At 44.5% G+C, this 24,285-nt stretch carries 25 protein-coding genes; 23 read left to right on the top strand and 2 right to left on the bottom strand.

The annotated features are described in order from the left end of the window. Positions 1–57 precede the first annotated feature (57 nt). Positions 58–1,401 carry a chromosomal replication initiator protein DnaA gene (dnaA, locus tag NW199_RS04095; RefSeq protein ID WP_258333703.1) on the bottom strand — a complete coding sequence of 448 codons (1,344 nt, stop codon included), beginning with the start codon at positions 1,399–1,401 and terminating at the stop codon, positions 58–60. A 654-nt stretch (positions 1,402–2,055) separates the two neighbouring features. Here dnaA and rpmH point away from each other — a divergent pair. The 20 genes from rpmH to NW199_RS03995 all read left to right on the top strand — a co-directional run bounded on the left by rpmH (position 2,056) and on the right by NW199_RS03995 (position 19,441). Beyond that, positions 2,056–2,196, top strand: coding sequence for a 50S ribosomal protein L34 (gene rpmH / locus NW199_RS04090; RefSeq protein WP_205049323.1), 141 nt, complete (start codon positions 2,056–2,058; stop codon positions 2,194–2,196). A 29-nt stretch (positions 2,197–2,225) separates the two neighbouring features. Then, on the top strand, positions 2,226–2,681 hold the full coding sequence (locus NW199_RS04085; RefSeq protein WP_258333702.1) for a ribonuclease P protein component: 456 nt from the start codon (positions 2,226–2,228) through the stop codon (positions 2,679–2,681). After that, a complete protein-coding gene (gene yidD / locus NW199_RS04080; RefSeq protein WP_249091657.1) occupies positions 2,678–2,932 on the top strand; it encodes a membrane protein insertion efficiency factor YidD in 255 nt (84 codons plus the stop codon). The genes NW199_RS04085 and yidD overlap by 4 nt, the downstream gene beginning before the upstream one ends. Before the next feature lie 36 nt (positions 2,933–2,968). Continuing rightward, positions 2,969–4,678, top strand: coding sequence for a membrane protein insertase YidC (gene yidC / locus NW199_RS04075; RefSeq protein WP_258333701.1), 1,710 nt, complete (start codon positions 2,969–2,971; stop codon positions 4,676–4,678). A gap of 456 nt (positions 4,679–5,134) precedes the next feature. Continuing rightward, positions 5,135–6,520: a tRNA uridine-5-carboxymethylaminomethyl(34) synthesis GTPase MnmE gene (mnmE, locus tag NW199_RS04070; protein ID WP_258333700.1), complete on the top strand. Its 1,386-nt coding sequence runs from the start codon at positions 5,135–5,137 to the stop codon at positions 6,518–6,520. A 61-nt stretch (positions 6,521–6,581) separates the two neighbouring features. After that, the gene (mnmG, locus tag NW199_RS04065) at positions 6,582–8,483 is read left to right on the top strand and encodes a tRNA uridine-5-carboxymethylaminomethyl(34) synthesis enzyme MnmG (RefSeq protein WP_258333699.1); all 1,902 of its coding nucleotides are present in this window, start codon (positions 6,582–6,584) and stop codon (positions 8,481–8,483) included. Beyond that, positions 8,471–9,133 (top strand): 16S rRNA (guanine(527)-N(7))-methyltransferase RsmG, encoded by a 663-nt coding sequence (gene rsmG / locus NW199_RS04060; protein ID WP_258333698.1) that lies wholly within the window; start codon positions 8,471–8,473, stop codon positions 9,131–9,133. The genes mnmG and rsmG overlap by 13 nt, the downstream gene beginning before the upstream one ends. A 307-nt stretch (positions 9,134–9,440) precedes the next feature. Then, on the top strand, positions 9,441–10,097 hold the full coding sequence (locus tag NW199_RS04055) for a MarC family protein (RefSeq protein WP_022473106.1): 657 nt from the start codon (positions 9,441–9,443) through the stop codon (positions 10,095–10,097). A 10-nt stretch (positions 10,098–10,107) separates the two neighbouring features. Further along, complete coding sequence (locus NW199_RS04050) at positions 10,108–10,899, top strand: ParA family protein (RefSeq protein ID WP_258333697.1); 792 nt, start codon at positions 10,108–10,110, stop codon at positions 10,897–10,899. Position 10,900: 1 nt separating this feature from the next. Then, a complete protein-coding gene (locus NW199_RS04045) occupies positions 10,901–11,788 on the top strand; it encodes a ParB/RepB/Spo0J family partition protein (RefSeq protein WP_249091664.1) in 888 nt (295 codons plus the stop codon). A 132-nt stretch (positions 11,789–11,920) separates the two neighbouring features. Then, positions 11,921–12,262, top strand: coding sequence for an ATP synthase subunit I (locus NW199_RS04040; RefSeq protein ID WP_022473109.1), 342 nt, complete (start codon positions 11,921–11,923; stop codon positions 12,260–12,262). Positions 12,263–12,264: 2 nt separating this feature from the next. After that, positions 12,265–13,092, top strand: a complete 828-nt coding sequence (gene atpB / locus NW199_RS04035) for a F0F1 ATP synthase subunit A (protein WP_022473110.1) — start codon at positions 12,265–12,267, stop codon at positions 13,090–13,092. A 71-nt stretch (positions 13,093–13,163) separates the two neighbouring features. Then, positions 13,164–13,406, top strand: coding sequence for a F0F1 ATP synthase subunit C (gene atpE, locus NW199_RS04030; protein WP_022473111.1), 243 nt, complete (start codon positions 13,164–13,166; stop codon positions 13,404–13,406). 89 nt (positions 13,407–13,495) lie between these two features. Next, complete coding sequence (locus tag NW199_RS04025) at positions 13,496–13,966, top strand: F0F1 ATP synthase subunit B (RefSeq protein ID WP_022473112.1); 471 nt, start codon at positions 13,496–13,498, stop codon at positions 13,964–13,966. Between the two features lie 2 nt (positions 13,967–13,968). Then, entirely contained in the window at positions 13,969–14,523 is a 555-nt protein-coding gene (locus tag NW199_RS04020) for a F0F1 ATP synthase subunit delta (protein ID WP_022473113.1), read from the top strand. Positions 14,524–14,541: 18 nt separating this feature from the next. Continuing rightward, positions 14,542–16,083 (top strand): F0F1 ATP synthase subunit alpha, encoded by a 1,542-nt coding sequence (gene atpA / locus NW199_RS04015; protein WP_258333696.1) that lies wholly within the window; start codon positions 14,542–14,544, stop codon positions 16,081–16,083. 31 nt (positions 16,084–16,114) lie between these two features. Next, positions 16,115–16,999: a F0F1 ATP synthase subunit gamma gene (atpG, locus tag NW199_RS04010; protein WP_022473115.1), complete on the top strand. Its 885-nt coding sequence runs from the start codon at positions 16,115–16,117 to the stop codon at positions 16,997–16,999. 12 nt (positions 17,000–17,011) lie between these two features. Beyond that, positions 17,012–18,415, top strand: a complete 1,404-nt coding sequence (gene atpD / locus NW199_RS04005) for a F0F1 ATP synthase subunit beta (protein ID WP_022473116.1) — start codon at positions 17,012–17,014, stop codon at positions 18,413–18,415. A gap of 65 nt (positions 18,416–18,480) precedes the next feature. Beyond that, entirely contained in the window at positions 18,481–18,900 is a 420-nt protein-coding gene (locus NW199_RS04000; protein WP_022473117.1) for a F0F1 ATP synthase subunit epsilon, read from the top strand. A gap of 145 nt (positions 18,901–19,045) precedes the next feature. Next, positions 19,046–19,441, top strand: coding sequence for a universal stress protein (locus tag NW199_RS03995; RefSeq protein ID WP_258333695.1), 396 nt, complete (start codon positions 19,046–19,048; stop codon positions 19,439–19,441). An 80-nt stretch (positions 19,442–19,521) separates the two neighbouring features. Here the strand turns inward: NW199_RS03995 and NW199_RS03990 are convergent, their stop codons facing one another. Next, complete coding sequence (locus NW199_RS03990) at positions 19,522–19,824, bottom strand: DUF167 domain-containing protein (RefSeq protein ID WP_249091666.1); 303 nt, start codon at positions 19,822–19,824, stop codon at positions 19,522–19,524. Between the two features lie 18 nt (positions 19,825–19,842). Between NW199_RS03990 and hemE the strand changes: the two genes are divergently transcribed. From hemE to NW199_RS03975, 3 genes are all read left to right on the top strand, one after another. Next, entirely contained in the window at positions 19,843–20,910 is a 1,068-nt protein-coding gene (gene hemE, locus NW199_RS03985) for a uroporphyrinogen decarboxylase (protein WP_258333694.1), read from the top strand. 372 nt (positions 20,911–21,282) lie between these two features. Continuing rightward, positions 21,283–23,310, top strand: a complete 2,028-nt coding sequence (priA, locus tag NW199_RS03980; protein WP_258333693.1) for a replication restart helicase PriA — start codon at positions 21,283–21,285, stop codon at positions 23,308–23,310. Beyond that, positions 23,307–24,260, top strand: coding sequence for an autotransporter outer membrane beta-barrel domain-containing protein (locus tag NW199_RS03975; RefSeq protein ID WP_258333692.1), 954 nt, complete (start codon positions 23,307–23,309; stop codon positions 24,258–24,260). Before priA ends, NW199_RS03975 begins: the two co-directional genes overlap by 4 nt. The last annotated feature ends 25 nt before the right edge of the window (positions 24,261–24,285 follow it).

The raw sequence follows: 24,285 nt of genomic DNA, 5'->3' as shown, positions 1-24,285 counted from the left end.
CTCCCAATTTTAGTGGATTTTATAAGGATTTGGGAGGACGAAATTTCCTAATTCGTCTTAATTTTTAAGCATTTGTTCTAGAACGTGAATTTGGTAATTCAGATCTTTGTCCTTAGCTCGAGCATCGGTAATTTTTTTAACACCGTGCAAAACCGTTGTATGGTCACGTTTACCAAAACGCTCCCCTATTTCGGCCAAACTGCTTTTAGTCAATTCTTTGCAGAGGTACATTGCAATTTGTCTGGGGACGGCCACTTTCTTAACACGAGTTTTGGAATACATTTCCGCTAAAGAAATCTTGAAGTATTCAGCCACCATACCTTGAATGCGCTCAACGGTTAATTGGGCTGTTGAGGCAACGAGCATTCCTTGTAAGGCCTCTCTTGCTTTATCAACAGTAACTCGTCCTTCATTGTTGAACTTAGCAAAGGCGATGACAATGTTGAGAGCCCCCTCCAACTCTCTGACGTTACTTTTGAGATGCCGTGCAATAAAGTAGGCAACATCATCGGGCAAGTCGAAGCGTTGAGCAAAGGATTTTTTCTGCAAAATTGCGACTCTGGTTTCTAATTCCGGGGGCTCCACCTCGACCGATAAGCCGGAAGTAAAGCGAGAAATTAGCCGTTCGTCCATATCCTTTAGGCTTCTAGCGTAAGTGTCGCTCGTAAAAATGATTTGTTTGCCGTGGGGGACCAATTTTTCAAAAACTTCAAAAAGTTTTTGTTGAATTTGTCGTTTACCACCAAGGTACTGAATATCATCGATAAACAGAGCGTCCAAATTTTGATATTTATGATCAAACGGAGCGTAGTTATTTTCCCTAACAGCAGTGGTGAAATCATTAATAAATGTCTGTGTACCCACGCAAAGCACACGGGCCTCGGGATTGTTTTTCAACATTTGGTTCCCTACTGCGTGCATAAGGTGCGTTTTTCCTAACCCCACTCCCCCATATATAAAGAGCGGGTTGTAATTTTTTCCAGGATTATCCCCTACACTTTTCGCGGCAACGTAGGCTAGTTGATTAGATGAACCGGCAACAAAGTTCTCAAATGTTTGTTGTGAACGCAAACCACAAGCGTAAGCTTGCTCAGAAAGCGTTTCCTGAGTATTTTCTGCCGGGACTAAATCTAATTGTGCCTGCGCCGCTTCCACTATTCCTTCTGTTTGGTGGTACTGAACGGTTACGGCATCGTGGGCAATAGCTGATGCAACCGAAGAGATCCTTGTACTGAAGTGAGTCTCAATCGTATCAATAGCTTGCAAAGTTCTATGCCCTAAAATGAGGGTACGATTTTTTTCGTCCCAATTAATGCAGACGAGAGTCTTAATCCAGCGCTCAAAATCTTGTTGGTCAATAATATTGGCCAGCTGGATTAAACATTGTTCCCAGAAATTCATAAAGACACTCCGAGCAACTTTTATATTTTTTATAAACAAAGTAAGAATAACAACGGGGAAAACTACATCCGTATCCCCTCACATATTCGTAGACGCTAGAGAAAGTAAGAGCGCCACACCAATAGCCGTCGAAGCTAATGATTTAAAGATTCAGCGACTAGAAAAATAGTCTTTTAATTTGTCAAATTGACAAATTCCAATAAAAACAAATAATTATTAATTGTTTTTATATAAAAAAAGATAACTTTCAGACGAAAAAGCCTCCCGGATGTAGGAAGCTTTGAGTCATTGTACTGATAAAAAAAAGGCTCTGTTTTGTTGAGGTTGCTTAAATAATAGGCAGTCAACTGTGGATAACTCAAAATATTTTTACCACTACTAATAAAAACACTAGATATTGGATAAAAAATTTTTTTACCTAAACCTAGTGTTTTTCCTACTAACAAATTCAGATTCACTTGTTCTAGTGAAAAGATTCCCTAAGATATTAAAAAACTTGACAAAACATAGGTTTTTGATGTGTAATACCATGTTTTTCACGGATCTGAAACAACCAAGGCCGAAGTGAAAGGCCGGGGAGGGGTCTGTGTTCGGGATCCCTACAGTGATCTCTGTAAGATTTTTACTATCCAATATTTTTTAAGGATTGTCGTCATGGCTACCAAACGTACTTATCAACCGTCTAAGGTCAAGCGTGCTCGTACGCATGGCTTCTTGGTTCGCAGTCGTACCAAGGGCGGTCGTCGTGTCTTGGCTGCTCGCCGCGCCAAGGGACGTCACGTTCTCGCTCTCTAATTGAGAGAATCTCACGGCGGAAGTTGGCCGTGAATGCTACGGTTAATAAACCGAATGGGCTGCCTCGAAGTATCCGTTTGATAAAATCGGCGGAGTTCGGGGCGGTTTTGTCTGCAAACAAAACGAAATTAATCCGAAGCTATTCGGATTTTTTCACAATTAGTGCCTTAAAGACTGATCAAATCGGATTGGTCCGCTTTGGGTTTACCGTTGGTAAACAAAATGCTCATTTATCAGTCGAAAGGGCATTAGTGAAACGATTGTTGCGAGAAAAAGCCCGAACGAGTCGTCAAACACTTATTCAAGCGCTTGCAGATCGACAATATGGTTTAGATATTAATTGCCGATTGAAGCGTAAATTGCCAGATTGCAGTCAACAAGACTTAAGTAAGAAGGCAAGAAAAATTTTAATTCGAAACGACATTGAAAAACTCTTTGGGTATTTTTTGTCCAAAGTGTCTGTCTCATCGAGGGAATCAAAGTGAATGCCCCGAGGTCCGTACTGATTGCATGTATTCGGTTTTACCAACTCGTGCTATCACCTTGGATCGGCAGGGAGTGTCGGTTTCATCCGACCTGTTCACAGTACTCAATAGAGGCCATTGAACGTTTTGGAGTTTTAAAAGGAAGTTGGTTAATGGTGGCGAGGATTGTTCGTTGCAATCCTTTTGGGGGCCATGGTTACGACCCGGTGCCGGCGTCTTTTCAATGGTTTCCTTGGAGACACCATAACTGATTTTTCATTATTTCAACGATAGATAAGAGAGTCCATATGGGACGCGAACTACAACGTGCTTTTTTGTGGATGATTTTCTTGTTGGCCCTTTTCATGCTTTGGGATGCATGGCAGGTGCGCAACGGTAATCCATCCTTCTTTGGAACTCCTGAAGCCGTTCAGGAACAAGTGGTTGAAAATGCAAACACCACGGCAGCAGCTGGGGATGTAAAGGTTCCTGCTGACAGCAAAGCGGTTGCATCTGAAGTCAATGTAACGATTACCCAACCGGTAGTTGTGACCACTGATCTTTTCAAAATCACTTTTGATGCTAATGGCGCTTCAGTAGCTCGTGCAGAGTTATTAAAGGAACGTCAAACGCCGGATTGGAAAACGCGGGGCTTGCCTGGCTTAATTTTGGGTGAGGAAGAGCAACAAGACGCTGGTAATGTGGTTTTGTTTGACACCTCTGCGCAGCATGTTTATAAGGCAGAGACCGGTCTTGTCGGTGGCAACTTCCCGAACCATCGCACAGCCTTCCGCTTAATCAGTGACACGTTGGATATGAAAGAGGGACAGGATACTCTTAATGTGAGTTTTGCTGCTTCTCAAGGCAACGTTGAATTGATTAAAACGTATGTGTTCCATCGTGGACATTATGGTATCGACGTTAAGCACGAAGTGCGTAACAAGGGCAATGTGGCTATTTCTCCGTCTGTTTATATGCAGTTGACACGTGACGACGGTAAAGTGGCTAGCGATAGCGCTTTCTACAATACGTTTACGGGGCCTGCTGCTTATACAGAAGCTGAAAAGTTCCAAAAGATTGATTTTGATTCCATCGCGGATAATGACACCGATCTTCCTTCTCAGTCGAATGAAGGTTGGATTGCCATGTTGCAACATTATTTCTTAACAGCATGGGTCCCTCAGCAAGACATTAACCGTGAACTTTATACTCGTCAGCTTGATAAGCATCTTTATGCCATCGGTTCTATCGTTGCGGTGGGAGAAGTTGCTCCGGGAGCTGAAAAAGTGGTTGACAGCACGCTTTATGTCGGTCCTCAAGATCAGCGCCGTTTAGAGTACATTGCTCCGAACCTTGATTTGGTGGTGGATTACGGTTGGTTGACTTTCTTGGCTAAGCCGATTTATTGGTTGTTGGCTTTCCTTCAAGGACTGGTCGGTAACTGGGGTTGGGCTATTGTTTTGTTGACCGTGTTAGTTAAGGCAATTCTCTATCCGATTTCGGCTGCTGGCTACAAGTCCATGGCTCGTATGCGTGATGTCGCTCCGCGTATGAAGGCTATTCAAGAGAAATATGGCAATGATAAGCAAGCGCTTAATCAAGCAATGATGGAACTGTATCGTCGCGAAAAGATTAACCCTGCCGGCGGTTGTTTCCCGATCTTGCTTCAAATTCCCGTGTTCTTGGCCTTGTATTGGGTGCTGTTGGCCACAGTGGAATTGCGTGGGGCTAGCTGGCTGCTTTGGGTCAATGATTTGGCCAGCCCGGATCCGTATTTGATTCTTCCGCTGTTGATGGTCGCTACAATGATCATTCAGATGAAGATCAGTCCGCGTCCGACTGACCCGACTCAGGCTAAAGTTATGATGATTATGCCTGTTGTCTTTGGTGTGATGTTCTTCTTCTTTGCTTCTGGTTTGGTTCTGTACTGGTTGACGAATAACGTCTTGTCCATCTGGCAACAATGGTACGTCAACAAGCAGATTGAGAAGGAAAGAATCAAGAGAACAATCTCTTAAAGATAAGGTCTTTTGATGATGAAAAGAGGCTCTGGACGGGCCTCTTTTTTATTGCCTTGATTGACCCAAAAACACCAGTAGAGGCCACAGCCAGACAGAGGCGAACCACAACAATATGAACCTTAATGAAAGTCGTTTTTTCTCGGATTTATACGTCTTGAAAAAGATAGTAATAGCGCCTGAAATAACCCAAAGCAAAATGGCCCCATATACCATGACACGTACTTCATAGCTATCACCAATAAAAGAAGCGACGTAAGCAGAAACGGGTACTGATGCAGCAATAGCGAAACAGGCCCCAATCAGGGCGTTGCCAAAAAAAGGGGATTCATTATCTTTAAGTGACATAGGTATTGGAAATTAATTGTTCATGGTAAAAATTTAGCAAAATTTATCATTGAGTTGATAAAGACGAACAGTACGGTGCGATAATTAGCCTTATTTTCAGAGGTTTATATGCCAATTTATTCTGACAAAGATCCTATTGTTGCAATTGCTACCGCTTCCGGAAGAGGTGGTGTTGGCATTGTGAGACTATCAGCAGATGATAGCTTTATTGAGGGCTTTATCAAAGATTTTTTTGGTCCTTCAGAGCATTTTAAAGCTAGATATGCTCATTACCGTCCGTTTAAAGATCGCAATGGAAACCAGATTGATGAAGGGTTGGCCTTATATTTTCCTGCGCCTAAGTCTTACACTGGAGAGTCCGTATTAGAGCTACAAGCTCATGGTGGCCCTGTCATTTTGAAGTTACTTCTTCAAGAGATTTTACGTGTCGGTAAAAGCAAAGGATTACGTTTAGCAGAGCCTGGCGAATTTACCAAGAGAGCATTTTTAAACGGGAGAATTGATTTATCACAGGCCGAAGCCGTTGCTGATTTGATTGACGCCACAACAGAGGGGGCAGCTCGGGCAGCGTCTCGTTCATTAAGTGGAGCTTTTTCGTCTTGTATTCATAAGGTGGGGGATAAAGTTATTGAACTTAGGGCCTTAATTGAGGCTATTTTGGATTTTCCAGAGGAAGAAATTGACTTTATCCAAAGTACACAGGCTCGTGAACGTCTTTTGAGTATTACAAAAGAGTTTGAGGAGCTTATGCACCAGTCACAGCAAGGCTCCATCCTGCGAGAGGGGGTAACAGTAGTTTTGGTGGGCAGTCCCAATGTAGGAAAATCGAGCCTTATGAATCAGTTGAGTGGTTCGGATGTGGCTATTGTGACCGATGTAGCGGGTACCACTAGGGACAAAATTGAGAATCAGATTTCAATTGAAGGGGTGGCTTTAAGACTAGTTGATACGGCTGGCGTGCGTGAAACGACCGATAAGGTTGAATCAATCGGTATTGAGAGAACTCTACAAGCCGTAGAAAGCGCTGATATTGTGCTGCATTTAATTGATGCGACGAATGAAAATTCCGATGAAGAAGGGCAAAAAATACTAAAACAAGTGATGCAGAGGGTTTCAGCTGGTGTTCCGGTTCTGCAGGTTTTCAATAAGTGTGATTTAAATGCCGAAATTAATTGGAAAGGGGAGTGGATCGGTATTTCTGCTAAAACGGGTGAAGGTATTCCTGAATTAAAACAAAAATTACTTACTCTTGTTGGTTGGGAAAATAAACCTGAATCGACATTTTTAGCGAGAGAACGTCATTTAGAAGCGCTTAAAGAGGCTTATGAACACTTAAAATTAGCCAATCAATTTGTTAATCTTGAAAATCCCCCATTAGATTTATTGGCAGAGGAATTACGTCTTTGTAATGAATCGTTAGGATTTATTCTTGGTGAAACTACCCCTGATGATTTATTGGGAATGATTTTTAGTAGATTTTGTATTGGTAAGTAATTGATTTTATTAAATAAATTGTAAATCAATAATAATCTGTTTCACGTGAAACGAGGAAAAAATGGATTATCCGGTTCGATTTGATGTAATTGTTGTTGGGTGTGGACATGCGGGAGCAGAAGCTTGTCTCGCGTCTGCAAGAATGGGTTGTAAAACCTTGTTGTTGACCCATAATGTAGAGACGATTGGGCAACTGTCTTGTAATCCATCAATTGGTGGGATTGGAAAAAGTCACTTGGTAAAAGAAGTAGATGCTATGGGTGGAGTCATGGCTCAGGTGACAGATGAATCGGGGATTCAATTTCGAGTTTTAAATAGTTCAAAAGGTCCTGCTGTTAGAGCCACTAGAGCGCAAATTGACCGAGAGTTATATCGGGTTGCAATGAGAAAGACCATTGAGAAGCAGGAAAATTTATGGGTCTATCAACAGGGGGTAGATGATTTAATTGTCGAAAATGGTAGGGCTGTAGGAGTCGTTACTCAAACCAATGTTCGTTTTTATTCGAAGGCCGTGGTCATAACAGCTGGAACATTTTTGCATGGGTTAATTCATATTGGTCTTGAACATTATCCGGCAGGTAGAGTTGGTGATCCGGCCAGTATTAAACTAGCTCAGCGATTAATCGATTTAGGTCTTCCTAAAGGACGATTAAAGACAGGTACGCCAGCACGAATAGATGGACGAACAATTGATTTTTCTCGTTGTGAAAAACAGTTGGGGGATTTTGATCCTATTCCTAGTTTCTCTTTGTTGGAACCTCAAAAAACTCATCCGGAGCAGGTTCCGTGTTGGATCACTAATACTAATGTTAAAACGCATGAAATTATTCGCGCGAATCTTGATCGCTCACCCATGTTCTCAGGAATAATTGAGGGGATTGGTCCGCGTTATTGTCCGTCTATTGAAGATAAGGTCGTGCGTTTTGCAAGTAAAGATTCACATCATGTGTTCTTAGAGCCGGAAGGTTTGAATACTCATGTGTATTATCCGAATGGAATTTCTTCGAGTCTACCGTTTGATGTTCAAATTGCTTTTATGCACACAATTCCAGGTTTGGAAAGCGCACATTTTATTCGTCCCGCTTATGCAATTGAATACGATTACTATGATCCTAGAGAATTAAAAACGAGTTTAGAAACAAAAAGTATCGATGGCCTGTTTTTTGCTGGACAAATTAATGGCACAACGGGCTATGAAGAAGCAGCTGCTCAAGGTCTTTTGGCGGGTTTGAATGCTGCCTTGCAAGTTAAAGACAAAGATTCGTGGGTTCCTAGAAGAGATCAAGCTTATCTTGGTGTTATGGTTGATGATCTTATTACAAAAGGGGTCACTGAGCCGTATCGTATGTTCACTTCAAGAGCAGAATATAGATTGAGTTTAAGAGAAGATAATGCAGATGAAAGATTAACTCAAATCGGCAGAAATTTGGGTCTTGTTGATGATGTGAGATGGGAGTTTTTTAATAGAAAAAAAGAAGCCATTGAAAAAGAATTGCAACGTTTGAGAAGTACCTGGGTGTATCCCTCTTTGATTAATGAGGAAGAGTCTGTACGAGTATTAGGTACTAAGTTAGAACGAGAGTATTCGTTATTCAATTTGTTATCTCGTCCGAATGTTTCACATGAAACACTTAAAACTTTAAGAAAAAATGATGGTGAATTGGTCTCCGATGATATAAATCTTAGTCAGTCTGAAGTCGAGCAGATTGAAATTACAGCAAAATATTCTGGATACATTAACAGACAAAAAGAAGAGGTATCTAAACTTCTGGAACATGAAACAACAAAGATTCCCTCTAATTTTGATTACGATAAAGTCAAAGGTTTGTCCTTTGAAGTTCGGCAAAAATTGAAAGCTCATCGGCCAGAAACAATAGGTCAAGCCGGTCGGATTAGTGGAGTAACACCGGCCGCCATAAGTTTGCTTCTCATTTTTATTAAATCTCGTAAATGGATGGAATAGTTGGTGTAATGATGTTTTTTTTAGATCAAAAAAGATTACAAGAGGGGATTAAGGAATTAAATTTATCTGCATCTGATAAGCAACTCCAGATGTTGGATAAGTATTCTGAGCTTTTATTCAAGTGGAATAAAACTTACAACCTAACAGCGATTACGGATAAAGATGATGTGCTAACGCATCATATTCTCGATTCTTTATCCGTCGTAAATGTATTTAAAAACTATTTAGCTCCAAACGGCTCTATGCTTGATGTGGGCTCTGGCGGAGGTTTACCAGCTATTCCCATTGCTATTATGTTGCCGAATTGTAAAGTCTCAATGGTTGAAACAGTGGGGAAAAAAGCTGCTTTTTTGAGACAAGTGACTTTAAATTTAAAACTAACTAATGTACAAGTTTTTCATGAAAGAGTCGAAAATTTAAATCATCCGCCTTTCGATGTAATTTCTTCTAGAGCTTTTTCCTCTCTTAAAAATTTCATTGACCTCTCAAAACATTTATTAAAAGAAGATGGATATTGGTTAGCGTTAAAAGGTCAGAAGCCTGAAGCTGAATTAAAAGAGATAAAAAATGTTGTTTCAATCATAGTACAGGAAGTAAAAGTTCCTTTCTTAAATGAAAATCGCAATATCGTTATAGTAAAGAATGAATAATTGCGTTTTAATTAAGTTTTTTATAAATATATATTGCACAAAAATTAGGCAAAAATAGAAAAATAGCATATATATCAAATAGATGGTTAACTATTTGAGACGTATGTGTTAAATGTAAATTGCCTAATAAATAAGCAAATAGGGTAAACATTTAAAATAATATTAATATTGATATGTTTCATGTGAAACATGTAAGAAAAAGATTTTTTATTTTTGGGAAATAACTTCTTAAAAACGAGATTTTTTTTCTTTGTTATGTAACAATGCAACTTGATCTGACTTTTTGTCCATTGGAAAGAGGTTTGTGGTGTTTGATCAAGTTATCAGCACTTTTTTGTTTGCTTTCGCATCATTTATTCCAGTTTTAAATCCTTTTGGTGGGGCAATGTTCTTTTTGGCCCTTACGCCTAATATTGATGACGAAACGCGAAAAATGATGGTTAATCGAATCGTTTTTTATTCGATGATCATCATGTTAGTGAGTCTTTTTGCGGGACATTTAATACTGAGTTTCTTTGGTATTTCAATGGGTGTTTTGCGAGTAGGGGGTGGCTTAGTTCTGATTTCTGCGGGTTGGAAAGCCTTAAATGAAGCAACTCATGATGACACGGAAAATACATCCATTGAACCTCCAAAATCTAGAAAAAAATTACTTTCAATGGCCTTTTATCCTATTACGTTGCCTCTAACCATGGGGCCAGGGATGATTGCTGTATCAACGGCGATTGGTACAGGTATGATCGGTCATGGAACTGCAAATTTGGTAGGTTGTTTGTTAGCAACTTTAGCTACTCTTTTAACGGTCTACGTATGTTATAGATACTGCGATAGGGTAAGTCAGGCCGTTGGAGCAACCGGTGCGGACGCTTTGTCTCGAGTGTTTGCATTCATTCTTCTGTGTATTGGTATATCAATTCTCTGGCAAGGTTTTACCGAATTATGGTTAGCCATGCCGAAAGCGTAAGGGTCTATAAATGGCTTTAACATTCTGTGTAGCTAATCAGAAAGGTGGTGTAGGCAAAACAACTACAGCTGTCAATCTTTCTGCTGCTTTGGCTAAATTAAAACAAAAGGTCCTTTTAATTGATTTGGATCCTCAAGGAAATGCAACGACCGGTAGTGGAGTAAGTAAGGATTCCATTACCGAGACGGTTTATCCACTCTTATTTGGTCAAGCAACATTTGAGCAAGTTGTTGTTCATTCTGAAGACGCCGGATATGATATTTTGCCGGCGAATCGTGAATTGGCTGGTGCAGAAGTCGAGTTGGTACAACTAGAAGATCGCGATGAAAGGCTTAAGAATATTCTGAAAGAACAGGATAAAAATTACGATTTTGTAATTATCGACTGTCCCCCTTCCTTGTCCATGCTAACAATTAATGCCTTGTGTTCGGCCCGTGGTGTAATTGTTCCTATGCAGTGTGAGTACTTTGCAATGGAAGGGTTAACGGATTTGATCGGGTCTGTCAGAAGAATTCAAGCGGCAAAAAATTCTGATTTGACCTTGATTGGTTTATTGCGGGTGATGTTTGATCCGCGAGTGACTCTGCAGCAGCAAGTCAGTGAGCAATTGAAGGAATATTTTGGTGACAAAGTATTCAAGACGGTCATACCACGTAATGTTCGCTTGGCAGAGGCTCCGAGTTATGGTCTGCCGGGGGTTTTGTATGATAAGTCCAGCAAAGGAGCAAAGGCTTATCAGGAATTTGGCGCTGAATTTCTAAAACGAATGAAAAAGTATAAGAAGCAAAGCAAGGAGAAATAGAATGGTTGTGAAAAAAAGAAGTGGTCTGGGCAAAGGGCTCGATGCTTTGCTTGGTAAGAAAGATGAGGTGGTGATTACCATTTCTGATGCCAAGGGTGATGCGGCCGGGGAATTAGAAATTGAAAAAATCCAACCGGGTGAGTATCAGCCTCGCACGAAGATGGATAAAAATTCTTTGGAGGAACTCGCTCAGTCTATCCGTGAGCAAGGTTTAATTTCTCCGATTTTAGTGCGGCCGATTGGTAAAAATCGTTATGAGATTATTGCCGGCGAAAGACGCTATCAAGCCTCAAAAATGGCCGGATTAAAAAAAGTCCCCGTACTTATCCGAAAGATTTCAAATGAGAAAGCACTGGCTTGGGCTCTTATTGAAAATATTCAAAGAGAAGATCTCAATCCCTTGGAAGAGGCGGCAGGCATTCAACGACTGCTCGATGAATTTCATATGACTCATGAAACGGCTTCTCAAGCAATTGGAAGAAGTCGTACCGCGACCACTAACTTACTAAGACTATTGAACTTGGCCAAACCTGTTCAGGATCACTTAATGGCCAATGAAATATCCATGGGACATGCACGCGCTTTGCTCAGTCTTGAACCGGCTATGCAAGTGGCTATCGCTCAGGAAATTATTAAAAAGGGTCTATCTGTCAGACAAGTTGAAACACTTGTGGCCGATATGGCTCAGAGAAAACAGAAAAAGGGGAAAGAGGTCAAGAAAATTCACAAGGATGCTGACACTCTTCGTTTAGAAGAGGATCTTTCTGATTATTTGGGTGCAACGGTGAAGATTCAGTCGAACCAAAAGGGTAAGGGGAAACTTATTATTGAATTCTCTAACCTAGATCAGTTTGACGGGATCATTTCTCATTTTGGAACGTTCGATTAAAACGTTCTGAAAAATGTCCGATAGGATTAAGGGTTTACACCGTTAAAACCTTGGTGTAAACCCTTGTTTCTATAGGTTACCTATCGTATAATTCGCGCAGAATAATGGTTTGTAGGGTATCTACTGACTTTTATGAAGAAAATAGTACTTCTGCAAATCGTTGCCACTATTGGAGTTGCTGTAGTTTCCGCTCTGCTCGGAGGGGAGAGTGCAGCTCTTTCGGCGTTCCTGGCGGGCTTAGCTTGTTTGGTGCCGAATGCGTTATTTGCGTTGAATTTGAGTGTCTTCGTTAAGTTAAGTCCTTCATATTCTCCGCTTTTCTTCTTTATTGGCGAGTTCGTTAAGATCATCGCAATTGTGCTGTTGTTGTGCTTGATTGTGATGTTGTATGAGGACTTGATTTGGCCCGCAATGATCGCTTCGGTCATTGTGGTCTTAAATTGTTCCTTTTTGGGACTTCTAACCCGAGAATAAACATGGCAGCTGAAGCTCTCACCGCTACCGAGTATATTACTCACCACCTTCATCACCTGTCGACCACTGAGCAGTCATCTATTATTGACTTCTCTGTGCTCAATATGGATACCATTGTTTTTTCCATTTTGATGATGGCTTGTGCGCTCTATTTGATGTACAAAGGAGCAAAGAAGGCTACATCTGGCGTGCCCGGTAAATGGCAATGTGCCGTTGAAATGCTCGTCGAATTTGTGAATGAACAGGCTAAATCCATTGTCCACGGCGATCGTACGTTTATCGCTCCGTTGGCATTGACGGTGTTTGTCTGGGTGGTTTTGATGAATGCCATCGACTTGATCCCGGTAGATTTACTGCCGACGATCGCCGGTTGGTTAGGTATTCATTATTTGCGTCCGCTGCCCACTGCTGATTTAAACGGTACGATGGGTATTTCTGTGGGCGTGCTGTTCCTCATGATTTATTACGGCATTAAGATCAAAGGTGTTGGCGGATTTAGCCGCGAACTTTTCGTTGCTCCGTTTGGTAACTATCCTTTGCTCTGGCCGTTTAACTTCGCATTGAATATCATCGAATATTTGGCCAAGTGCGTCTCTTTGGGCATGCGGTTGTTCGGTAATATGTATGCAGGGGAATTGTTGTTCTTCTTGATTGCACTGTTGGGTAGTCTCTGGGTCGGTTTTGACGGCCTGAGCATCTTCGGTGTATTCGGACACGCTGTGGCAGGGATCTGCTGGTGGCTCTTCCACGTGTTGATTGTTATCTTACAAGCCTTCATCATGATGATGTTGACCTTGGTTTACATCGGTCAAGCTCATGAAGGTCACTAACACTAGCTTTTAACTTAACTTTTTCTTTTTATTAACTTTTACTCCATTTTTAAGGATTAAGGAGTTTTGCAATGACCAACGTCGCTTTTGTTGCCTTGGCTGCTGGCCTCATCATCGGTCTCGGTGCTATCGGTGCTTGTATCGGTATCGGTATCATGGGTTCCAAGTACCTCGAAGCCGCTGCCCGTCAACCTGAATTGATGAATGCCTTGCAAACCAAGATGTTCTTGTTAGCTGGTCTTATCGACGCCGCCTTCTTGATCGGTGTTGGTATCGCCATGATGTTCGCTTTTGCCAATCCGTTCGTCGGCTAATAAAAGCTTTTTAGTTTCTTTTATTAACGACGTCAGTGAGCACTCACAAAGTAGGTGGGCCTGCGAACTGACATAACGGGGTTCAAATAATGAACATCAACGCTTCTCTGTTTGTACAGATGGCCGTGTTCTTCTTCGGTGCTTGGGTCACCATGAAGTACATTTGGCCGCCGCTTATTCGAGCAATCGAAGAACGGCAAAAGAAGATTGACGAAGGTTTGGCAGCTGCCGACAAAGGTGAAATGGCCTTAGCGGAAGCCCAAAAGGAAGGTCAAGCGATTAAGGCTGAAGCCCGTGCTCAAGCTTTGGCGATCATGAATGACGGCGAAAAGCGCGGTCAGGCTATTGTTGAAGAAGCAAAAGCCCAGGCCCAAGTTGAAGCCGATCGTATCATCGAAGCTGCTAAGGCTGAAGTGGCTCAAGAAGCCGAACGTTTGCGCGAACAGTTGCGTGAAGAAGTCGCTCGCTTGGCTGTTGCCGGTGCCGAGCAAATCCTTCGTCGCGAAGTTGACACTAAAGTTCACGCTCAAATGCTTGAACAATTGAAGGCTAAGCTTTAATTATGGCTGAACTTTCGACGATTGCCCGTCCCTATGCGCATGCAATGCTTTTGGCTTTGCAAGACGCCAATAAGGGACCCGAAGAAGCTGCCGATTTGGCTGCTGTTCTGGATGGTATTGCCCAAGTGGTGACCACACCCGAATTAGTTTCTGTGATCGGAGATCCTAAACTGAGTTCGGAACAAATCTACGATCTCATCATTGCCGGTCTCGGACAAACAAAATTGCCCGAAGAGGCCGCCAATCTTTTGAAGGTGGTCGTTGAGAACGGTCGCTTGGAAGCCGTGCCGGAAATCGCACGTCAATTCCGCGAACTTAAAAATCAATCCGAAGGCGTTGCAGACGCCTATATTGAATCCGCTATGCCTATGACGCAAGCGGAAGTAGATGACTTGGTTGCTGGCCTCGGAAAACGTTTCCCTGGCTTGAAGCTCACGCCGGTAGTCACGATCAATGAAGCTTTGATCGGTGGTGTTCGCGTGCGTGTTGGCGACAGAGTTTTGGACGGATCGATTCAGACGCGACTTGCTCAAATGCAAGAGGCACTCACCGCATAAATTTCGGAGCTGTAAGACATGCAACTCAATCCTAGTGAAATCAGCGATCTGCTGAAAAAGCGTATCGAAGGCCTTGGGGTCTCCGCTGATCTTCGCACCCAAGGTACCGTGGTCTCTGTGACCGACGGTATTTGCCGTGTTCACGGTCTTTCTGACGTGATGCAAGGCGAAATGTTGGAATTCCCCAACAGCACGTACGGTTTGGCTTTGAACCTTGAACGTGACTCTGTGGGTGCGGTTATTCTTGGTAGTTATGAGCACATTAGTGAAGGCGACATCGTTAAGACGACGGGCCGCATTCTCTCTGTGCCTGTTGGTCCGAAGTTGATTGGCCGTGTGGTCAATGCTTTGGGTCAACCGATCGATGGCAAGGGCCCGATCGACACGGACGAATATGACGTGGTCGAAAAAGTGGCTCCTGGTGTTATTGATCGTCAATCCGTTTCTCAACCGGTTCAAACCGGTTTGAAGTCCATTGACGCCATGGTGCCGATCGGCCGTGGTCAACGTGAATTGATCATTGGTGACCGTCAAACGGGTAAGACCGCTGTGGCCTTGGACACGATTATTAACCAAAAGGGCAAAGATCTGATTTGCGTTTACGTCGCAATAGGTCAAAAGGCTTCCACTATTGCAAACGTTGTTCGTAAGTTAGAAGAACACGGTGCAATGGACTACACGATTGTTGTGGCTGCCTCTGCCTCTGAATCTGCTGCGTTGCAGTACATCGCCCCGTACGCTGGTGCTACGATGGGTGAATACTTCCGCGACCGTGGCCAAGATTCTTTGATCGTTTATGACGACTTGACCAAGCAAGCTTGGGCATATCGCCAAATCTCCTTGCTGTTGCGTCGTCCGCCGGGACGTGAAGCTTATCCTGGTGACGTTTTCTACTTGCACAGCCGCTTGCTCGAACGTGCGGCTCGTGTGAATGCTGATTACGTGGAACGTTTCACCAAGGGTGCTGTCAAAGGTAAGACGGGTTCTATGACCGCATTGCCGATCATTGAAACGCAAGCCGGTGACGTGACCGCTTTCGTGCCGACCAATGTGATTTCTATTACTGACGGTCAGATCTTCTTGGAAACCGACCTTTTCAACGCCGGTATCCGTCCTGCTATCAACCCGGGTATCTCTGTGTCCCGTGTGGGTGGTGCAGCTCAAACGAAGATTATTAAGAAGTTGGGCGGCGGTGTTCGCTTGGCTTTGGCTCAGTATCGTGAATTGGCTGCTTTTGCTCAGTTTGCCTCTGACTTGGACGAAGCAACTCGTAAGCAATTGGATCGCGGTAAGGTTGTGACCGAACTGATGAAGCAACCGCAATATCAACCGTTACAGGTTTGGGAAGAAGCTTTGGTGCTCTTCTGCGTGGAACAAGGCATTTATGACGATGTCGACGCTAAGGATGCACTGCGCTTTGAAAAGGCTTGCCGTGAATTTGTGGTCAACCACCACGCTGATTTGGTTCAACGCATCGAAGAAAAGAAGGAATTGGTCGCTGAAGACAAAGAACTTCTTTTGGCTGCGGTGAATGAATTTAAGAAAAACGGCACCTACTAATTGGAAGTCGATTAACACCTAAGGGGACCACATGCCTAGTACCAAGGAAATTCGCGCCAAGATCAAGAGCGTACAAAATACGCGCAAGATCACTAAGGCGATGGAAATGGTAGCGGCATCGAAGATGCGCAAAGCGCAGGATCGCATGCATGCGGCTCGTCCTTACGGAGAAAGCATCCGTAATATCGTGGCTCATTTGGCCACGGCGACGACGAGCTACAAGCATCCTTTCTTGCGTCCGCATCCCACTACTGCTGCGAAAGTTGGTCTGATCATGGTGACGACGGACAAAGGTTTGGCCGGTGCTTTGAACACCAATATTCAACGTATGGTGCTCAATAAGATCAAGGATTGGAAGGCTGAAGGCGTAACCGTTGAGGGTACGGCTATCGGTAATAAGGGCCTTGGTTTTATGCAGCATGCCGGGGTGGATTTGCTCTCGCATGCCGTACAGTTGGGTGATCGTCCGCAATTGGAAAAATTGATTGGTGCGATCAATGTTCAACTTGAACAATACAGCGCCGGAAAGTTGGACAAGGTTTATCTTGCCTATTCACGTTTTGTGAATGCTATGAAGCAAGAACCTGTCATTGAACAGCTTTTGCCCTTGTCGAGTGATCGACTTGAGATGATTGGCGAAAAACGTCGGGATTATTCGTGGGATTATCTCTACGAACCCAGTGACGCCACGGTTCTCGATGTGCTGTTAAAGCGCTACATCGAAGCTTTAATTTACCAAGCCGTTGCAGAAAACATGGCTTCTGAACAAAGTGCTCGTATGGTTGCTATGAAGGCCGCCAGCGACAACGCCAAGAAGCTTATCGGTGATCTGCAATTGGTTTATAACAAGACCCGTCAAGCGGCCATCACGAAGGAAATTACTGAAATCGTTGGTGGTGCTGCCGCCGTGTCTTAAAGAGGATATCCCATGAGTATCGGACAGATCGTTCAGGTCATTGGCGCTGTGGTGGACATTGAGTTCCCGCGCGACCAAATGCCCAAAGTATACGATGCCCTTATCTTAGAAAAGGATGAAAAGAACACTCTTGCCGAAGAAGGTTTGACCTTTGAAGTGCAACAACAATTGGGCGACGGCGTGGTTCGTACCATTGCCATGGGCGCCTCTGAAGGTTTGCAACGCGGCATGAAGGTTCGTAGTACCGGCGCCGGTATTTCGGTGCCTGTCGGCCCGAAGACCTTGGGTCGCATTATGGACGTGTTGGGTCGCCCGATTGACAACTGCGGCCCGATCGGTGAAGACGAACGTCGTACGATTCACCAAGCTGCGCCTAAGTTTGACGAATTGAGCCCGTCTGTGGACTTGCTCGAAACCGGTATTAAGGTGATTGACTTGATTTGCCCGTTCGCTAAGGGCGGTAAGGTCGGTCTCTTCGGTGGTGCCGGTGTGGGTAAGACCGTGAACATGATGGAATTGATCAACAATATTGCTAAGGCTTATGGTGGTTATTCCGTGTTCGCCGGTGTGGGTGAACGTACCCGTGAAGGTAACGACTTCTACCACGAAATGGAAGAATCCCACGTGCTCGATAAGGTGGCCATGGTGTTCGGTCAGATGAACGAACCTCCGGGCAACCGTCTGCGTGTGGCTTTGACCGGTTTGACAATGGCTGAAGCTTTCCGTGACGAAGGCCGCGATATTCTGTTGTTCATCGACAACATTTATCGTTACACCTTGGCTGGTACGGAAGTGTCCGCTTTGCTCGGTCGTATGCCGTCTGCTGTGGGTTATCAACCGACCCTGGCTGAAGAAATGGGTAAGTTGCAAGAACGTATTGCTTCCACGAAGGTTGGTTCTATTACCTCCATTCAAGCTGTGTACGTGCCTGCTGACGACTTGACTGACCCGTCTCCGGCCACGACCTTCGGCCACTTGGACGCTACGGTTGTGTTGTCTCGTGACATCGCTGCTTTAGGTATTTACCCGGCTGTTGACCCGTTGGACTCCACGAGCCGCCAAGTTGATCCGTTGATCATCGGTGAAGAACACTACACGATTTGCCGTCGCGTTCAAGAAACCTTGCAACGTTACAAGGAATTGCGTGACATTATCGCCATTTTGGGTATGGATGAATTGGCTCCGGAAGATAAGCTTACGGTTATGCGTGCTCGTAAGATCCAACGCTTCCTGTCCCAACCGTTCCATGTGGCTGAAGTGTTCACGGGTGCTCCCGGCAAATATGTTCCGCTCAAAGAAACGATCCGCGGTTTCCGCATGATTGTTGACGGCGAATGCGACGCTTTGCCTGAACAAGCCTTCTACATGGTTGGTACGATCGACGAAGCCTTTGAAAAGGCTAAGACGATGCACTAATCGGGTTCGGTGATCAGGTGAAGTCAATCTTCACCTGACGCTGAAACACGACTACGGAGCAACTTATGTCTACGATTAAAGTTGACGTCGTTAGCGCCGAAGAGCAGATTTTCTCCGGAGACGCTGAGTTTGTCGCCCTTCCGGGTGAGGCCGGCGAATTGGGGATTCTGCCGCAACACGCACCGTTGATTTCTTTGATTAAACCGGGTTTTGTGCGCATCACAATGCCTGGCTCTAAAGAGGTCAAACAAGTGTTTGTTGCTGGTGGTGTAATCGAAGTGCAGCCTCAGCACGTCACGGTTCTGGCTGATACCGCTATTCGTTCCGAAGAAATGGATCGCGCCAAGACGGAAAAGGCTATGGCAGCTGCTCGCGAAGCGCGCAGCAAGGCTACGAGCGAAGCCGATTTGGCCAAGCTCGATGCGCAATTGGCTTTCTTGGCTGCTCAAATGGCAGCTATCGAAAAGCTCAAACGCCATCACTAAGCGCAAAAGCGACGAAGAAGGGCAGATGTGTGAAGACATCTGTCCTTTTTTGTTTTGTGTCATAACCCTTTAAATTCAATCGGCGTAGGATAAACATAAGAGGACGCCGTTGGGTGTGTGTCCCTGTGATTATTTGAGAGGAAGTATGAAGGTTCTTGTTTGTACGGATGGCTCTGAATTAAGCGAAAAAGCGATTGAAGCTGCTGTCGGAGTGGCGTTGCCTTTAAAGGCTGAATTGATCGGAATGACAGCTGTTAAGGGTGAGGAACCTAAGGACGGTTTGGCCGGCGAGAGCGAAGAGGTTCAAAAGCGCTTGAGCGTGATTTATGAGGCGGCTAAAGCTGCTCAATTGCCGTGCCGTGTTATGGCTATTCACGGTGAAGCACCTTGGCAGTGCATCATTAAGCTTGCTAAAGATGAAGACGTTGACTATGTGGTAATGGCAAGTCGCGGTATGGGTAGTATTGGCAGCTTGTTCATCGGTAGTGAAACTCAAAAGACGCTTGCGCAAATTGACCGTCCGGTGCTCGTTGTCCGCTAAACCTGACGTTCTTCCTATCTTGGCGTCTGTCTCTGTTAATCGGAGACAGGCGCTTTTAACACTCATTTAAGCCCCACTGACTATAGTGCCCCAAAGATTTTGTTCAGGCACTCGGATTGCGTCATCTGTTTGATGAGGAAGCGTTTTTGTCGGGAAGTTTCTCCGTTGACAATTTCTATGGTTGATTTGGAAACGGATAAAGTTTTCGCTAAAAAAGCGATGAGTGCGCTGTTGGCTTTGCCATCAACCGGTGGTGAAGCGATGGCAATTTTTAAACGTCCACCGTGCTCTCCCACAATAGCCGATCGTTTGGCGCCGGGTTGGGCATGAACGTCGATAAGAACATCAGAATTTCTAACAATCAACCAAGAAGGCGGAGCCATATTGGGTTCCTGTTAACCATGAGACCGGATAATGATACTTTTTTAAAAGCACTTTTGCGTCAAAAATGTGACTTTACGCCTGTTTGGCTAATGAGGCAGGCTGGACGCTACCTCCCTGAATACAATGCAACACGGGCACAAGCGGGCAGCTTTATGAAATTAGCTCAATCGCCTGAGTTGGCCTGTGAGGTGACATTGCAGCCGGTTGAACGGTTTAAACTTGATGCGGCGATTTTATTTTCGGACATTCTGACGGTTCCCGATGCTATGGGACTGGGCTTATCTTTTGTGGCAGGAGAAGGGCCTAAATTTGCCCAACCGGTTCGCCATGAAGAAGACGTCAAATTATTGAGGGTGCCGGATATTCAAAAGACTCTTCGTTATGTAACCGATGCTGTTTCGACCATTCGGAAAGCATTGAACAATCGTGTTCCGTTGATCGGTTTTTCAGGAAGTCCTTTTACTTTGGCCTGTTATATGGTTGAAGGGGGCTCAAGTAAGGATTACCGAACAATTAAAACGATGATGTATACCCGACCGGATCTCCTGCATCAAATTTTGGACATTAATGCCAGAAGCGTCACGGCCTACCTGAATGCTCAGATTGAGTCAGGAGCACAGGCGGTCCAGATTTTTGATACCTGGGGCGGCACGTTATCAAAGCCGGCCTTCAAAGAGTTTTCTTTGGCTTACATTCAAAAAATTATTGCCGGGTTGCATAAAACTTATGACAACGAGACAGTACCGGTGATTGTGTTTACAAAGGGAGGCGGGCAGTGGCTGCAAGCTATCGCCTCTTGCGGAGCGGATGCGGTTGGCTTGGATTGGACAACCAATCTCTCTGAAGCGCGAGCCAAGATTCAAGATAAGGTTGCCCTACAAGGCAACTTGGATCCGATGGTCTTATTTGGTTCGGAAGAAAAAATACGTCAAGAGGTCAGACGAGTAATTGACGATTTTGGTGTTGTCGGTAACGGCGGACATGTTTTCAATCTCGGACATGGTATCAATCAATTTACTCCACCCGAGGCTGTGGCTGTATTGGTCGATGAAGTTCATCGATACAGCACTTCATTTCATCGCTAAAGAGGACTTGTCCCCAAAGTTATCCACAGAAAAAGTGAACAAGTAAAAATCCTTGAAAATTAAATGGTTACAGAAATGTGACAGTTATAAGTATTTGATTTTTAAGAAATATTATAAAAATCCTCTGATTTCAGCAAGTTAAGCTCGAATCAGAGGATTTTGCTTAAAAAGTAATCACGAGAAAGGTTATCCACAAAGTTATCCACAAAAATGCACAAGATTGCGCTAATCGTTTGAAATTATGGAGTTTTCAGAAATTTGACTTTTCCACAGGATCAAAACGAGAGATTTGATTAGAAATGTAATTCTTTTTCTCTCTTAAACAGCTCTCGGATACAATGACACGCAAGTTAACTGAGGATTTTGTTGTTAATGCCTAGCCCCCGTTTTGTCAGTGTGGCACTGGATATTCCTTTATTGCCGCCGTTGACCTACAAAGTGATGGATGGGACATCCCCTAAGATTGGGGACCGCTGTGTTGTACCCATTGGTAACCGTTCGGCCGTGGGTCTTATTGTTGGCGTTAGCAATCAGACGGATATCGCTGAAGAAAAACAAAAAAGCTATATTCGGTTGCTCAATGAAACTGAGGCGTTAGGGGAAAGTTGGCTGAAGCTGACGAAATTTGCGTCGGATTACTATCAACACTCCTGGGGAGAAGTGGCCATTGCTGCCTTACCACCATTTTTCCGCAGTAAGCCCGGGCCTAAATATGAACAGTCTTTGGAAAGGCTGAGAAAACCATTTAAATTTAAAAAGACCAGTCAAGCAGTTCCCGCTTTACAACTCAACAATGAACAGACGGCAGCGGTAGAAACTTTGGCCGCAAGCTCAGGTTTTCGGACTTTTGTTTTGCATGGTGTGACGGGCAGCGGGAAAACAGAGGTTTATCTGCGGATGATGGAAAGAGTGTTTTCGGTCAACCCACAGGCACAAGTGCTTTTTCTTGTTCCCGAAATCAACTTGACACCACAACTGCAAGAACGAGTTAGGAGCCATTTCCCAGATCGATCCATGGCTACATTGCACTCGGGATTGGCCAATGGAGAAAGAGCCAGGGCCTGGTTGGCGGCGCATGAAAAACGTGTCCAAATATTGATTGGTACCCGCATGGCAATCTTTGCGGATATGCCCGATCTTGATCTGATCATTGTTGATGAAGAGCACGACTTGTCTTATAAGGCCGGTGACGGAATCCGGTATTCGGCTCGAGATTTGGCCGTGAAATTGGCCCAATTGCGTGGCATTGCGGTTGTGTTAGGATCGGCAACGCCATCGCTTGAGACCTGGAGCAGAGTTAAAAGCGGTCGCTATCACTTGTTAACCTTGAGTAAACGGGCTGTGCAAGGGGCGAAACTGCCGACCTTAAGTGTCGTCAATCCCAAAAATCAGAAATTGGTCAAAGGACTTTGTTCTGAAGTCATTGACGCTATTAGTGAGACACTTCAGAAAAATGAACAAGTCATCATTTTCTTAAATCGACGAGGTTATGCTCCTGTTTTGACCTGTCCGAGTTGTGGTTGGCTCTCCAAGTGTCCTCACTGTTCAACCTATGCGGTCTATCACAAGTTTCACGCGAAACTGATTTGCCATCACTGCGGGTGGTCCACGCCTGTTTACAGTCGCTGTCCGGATTGCGGCAATGTGGATTTACAGCCAATGGGAGCCGGCACGCAAAGAATTGAAGAAACATTGGAAGAGCTCTGGCCACAGGCGAGGATTTTAAGAATAGACCGCGACTCGACACAGCGAAAAAATGCAGCGAAGTTGGCTTTTGAGGCTGTCCATGCCGGCGATGTTGATATCTTGGTCGGCACTCAGATGGTGGCCAAGGGGCACGATTTTCAAAAAGTCTCCCTGGTGGTGGTCCTCAACATTGATGCTCAGTTAGTAAGTGCCAATCCCAGAAGCGAGGAAAGAGCGTTTGCCAATTTAATGCAAGTCGCCGGTCGTGCCGGCCGCTTTGGTTTGCCGGCCCGCATGATTGTTCAAAGTCGTTTTGGTGACAGGGAACTGTTTGCGGCGTTGGCCGAACAGAATTACTGCCGTTATGCAGACTCCCTTTTGGCAATTCGAAAGGCTGAAAACACGGTTCCTTTTGTTTGCCAGGCACTTTTATTGGCTGATGATGTCAAAATCGACAAGGTTCTTGAGTTTTTATCGCAAGCCCTGAGGCTGGGCGAGGATATTTTGGCGGCTCAAGTCAATCAACAGGTTGTCATCTATGATCCGATCCCCATGGCCGTGATGAAGGTGGCGGACAAGGAACGCGGCCAACTATTGGTAGAGGCCTCTTCAAGGGGAGCCATGGGGCTGTTTTTAAAACAATGGTATCGGGCGCTCAGTGAAATACGCTCATCGGTTCATTGGACAATGGATGTGGATCCCATCGACGTATGATGAAATTGCTCAATAAGTCTTTAGTGGCGGTGTCGGTCTTTTGTCTCATGGGCGTTGCTTTTGCCTCTGAAAGCCAACCCGAGTCCACCTCAATGCTCAGCGCCAAGGAAGTTGCATTATCAAATTCTTTGACCTGGCGGCGCAGCGGCATGCGCCATCTTTATGAACGGATGGATGCTGTCAGAAACGATGCTGATCAGGCAGGACGGTGGTCCGTCAAGCGGTATCAAAATTGGGAACAAGGCGAGATGAGTTGTGATCACCGCTTTGTTTTGCTTGGAGTGGATCGTCAGTTTTCAGATCACTTGATTCTTGGCAGTACCATGGATTTTGGCAAAGGCTCGTCCTATTACACACAAGGATCTTCAGCGACCGAAACAATGGGAGCAAGTGTTTATGGAACCTATCGTTGGGAGGATGGCTCTTATGTCGGCGGGCTATTAAAGCTTGGTGTGCTGCGCCTCAAGAGTCTGTTTTCCGGTGCAAAAGAAGAAAATTCCATGCAGGGACTTTACCTTGGGGCAGAGTACGGTCGACGTATGACACCTTGGTCTCGGGTGGTTTTAGATCCTCAAGTTCGTTTGACTTACAGCCGTCTGGGTTCGGAAGGCATGGAAATTCATAAAACCGATGTTCAATACGATGCAATAGAGAATCTCGTTGTGGCCTTAAGATTAAAAAGTGAAGTGACGTTGGGCGAATCCACTTCCACCTATTTTTTATTAGGTTACTACCGGGATCTTTTAGGACGCGTTTCAGGGCGGTATTTGCAAGCTCAAGATAGACAAACGTTTACCGATTCTGTGTTTAACACATGGGGGCGGGCAAGTTTCGGTGCTGATTATCAGGTTGATGATCGAATCACGGCCTCTATTGAAGCAGAGAAGACTTTCGGACGGGAGTATCAGGATCACACCCGATTAAGTTGCTCAGCCCGATACCGTTTTTAATTACACTTAATTACGAGACAGTCGT

It is taken from the genome of Parasutterella secunda (assembly GCF_024733725.1).
In the GTDB taxonomy this organism is placed as follows: Bacteria; Pseudomonadota; Gammaproteobacteria; order Burkholderiales; family Burkholderiaceae_F; genus Aphodousia; species Aphodousia faecalis.
This window is presented reverse-complemented; position numbering and strand designations above follow the sequence as displayed.

Coding starts and splice junctions, on each gene's coding strand:
- dnaA (WP_258333703.1), bottom strand. CDS start 1,401: ATGAATTTCTGGGAACAATGTTTAATCCAGCTGGCCAATATTATTGAC.
- rpmH (WP_205049323.1), top strand. CDS start 2,056: ATGGCTACCAAACGTACTTATCAACCGTCTAAGGTCAAGCGTGCTCGT.
- yidC (WP_258333701.1), top strand. CDS start 2,969: ATGGGACGCGAACTACAACGTGCTTTTTTGTGGATGATTTTCTTGTTG.
- mnmE (WP_258333700.1), top strand. CDS start 5,135: ATGCCAATTTATTCTGACAAAGATCCTATTGTTGCAATTGCTACCGCT.
- mnmG (WP_258333699.1), top strand. CDS start 6,582: ATGGATTATCCGGTTCGATTTGATGTAATTGTTGTTGGGTGTGGACAT.
- rsmG (WP_258333698.1), top strand. CDS start 8,471: ATGGATGGAATAGTTGGTGTAATGATGTTTTTTTTAGATCAAAAAAGA.
- NW199_RS04050 (WP_258333697.1), top strand. CDS start 10,108: ATGGCTTTAACATTCTGTGTAGCTAATCAGAAAGGTGGTGTAGGCAAA.
- NW199_RS04045 (WP_249091664.1), top strand. CDS start 10,901: ATGGTTGTGAAAAAAAGAAGTGGTCTGGGCAAAGGGCTCGATGCTTTG.
- NW199_RS04040 (WP_022473109.1), top strand. CDS start 11,921: ATGAAGAAAATAGTACTTCTGCAAATCGTTGCCACTATTGGAGTTGCT.
- atpB (WP_022473110.1), top strand. CDS start 12,265: ATGGCAGCTGAAGCTCTCACCGCTACCGAGTATATTACTCACCACCTT.
- atpE (WP_022473111.1), top strand. CDS start 13,164: ATGACCAACGTCGCTTTTGTTGCCTTGGCTGCTGGCCTCATCATCGGT.
- NW199_RS04025 (WP_022473112.1), top strand. CDS start 13,496: ATGAACATCAACGCTTCTCTGTTTGTACAGATGGCCGTGTTCTTCTTC.
- NW199_RS04020 (WP_022473113.1), top strand. CDS start 13,969: ATGGCTGAACTTTCGACGATTGCCCGTCCCTATGCGCATGCAATGCTT.
- atpA (WP_258333696.1), top strand. CDS start 14,542: ATGCAACTCAATCCTAGTGAAATCAGCGATCTGCTGAAAAAGCGTATC.
- atpG (WP_022473115.1), top strand. CDS start 16,115: ATGCCTAGTACCAAGGAAATTCGCGCCAAGATCAAGAGCGTACAAAAT.
- atpD (WP_022473116.1), top strand. CDS start 17,012: ATGAGTATCGGACAGATCGTTCAGGTCATTGGCGCTGTGGTGGACATT.
- NW199_RS04000 (WP_022473117.1), top strand. CDS start 18,481: ATGTCTACGATTAAAGTTGACGTCGTTAGCGCCGAAGAGCAGATTTTC.
- NW199_RS03995 (WP_258333695.1), top strand. CDS start 19,046: ATGAAGGTTCTTGTTTGTACGGATGGCTCTGAATTAAGCGAAAAAGCG.
- NW199_RS03990 (WP_249091666.1), bottom strand. CDS start 19,824: ATGGCTCCGCCTTCTTGGTTGATTGTTAGAAATTCTGATGTTCTTATC.
- hemE (WP_258333694.1), top strand. CDS start 19,843: ATGAGACCGGATAATGATACTTTTTTAAAAGCACTTTTGCGTCAAAAA.
- priA (WP_258333693.1), top strand. CDS start 21,283: ATGCCTAGCCCCCGTTTTGTCAGTGTGGCACTGGATATTCCTTTATTG.
- NW199_RS03975 (WP_258333692.1), top strand. CDS start 23,307: ATGATGAAATTGCTCAATAAGTCTTTAGTGGCGGTGTCGGTCTTTTGT.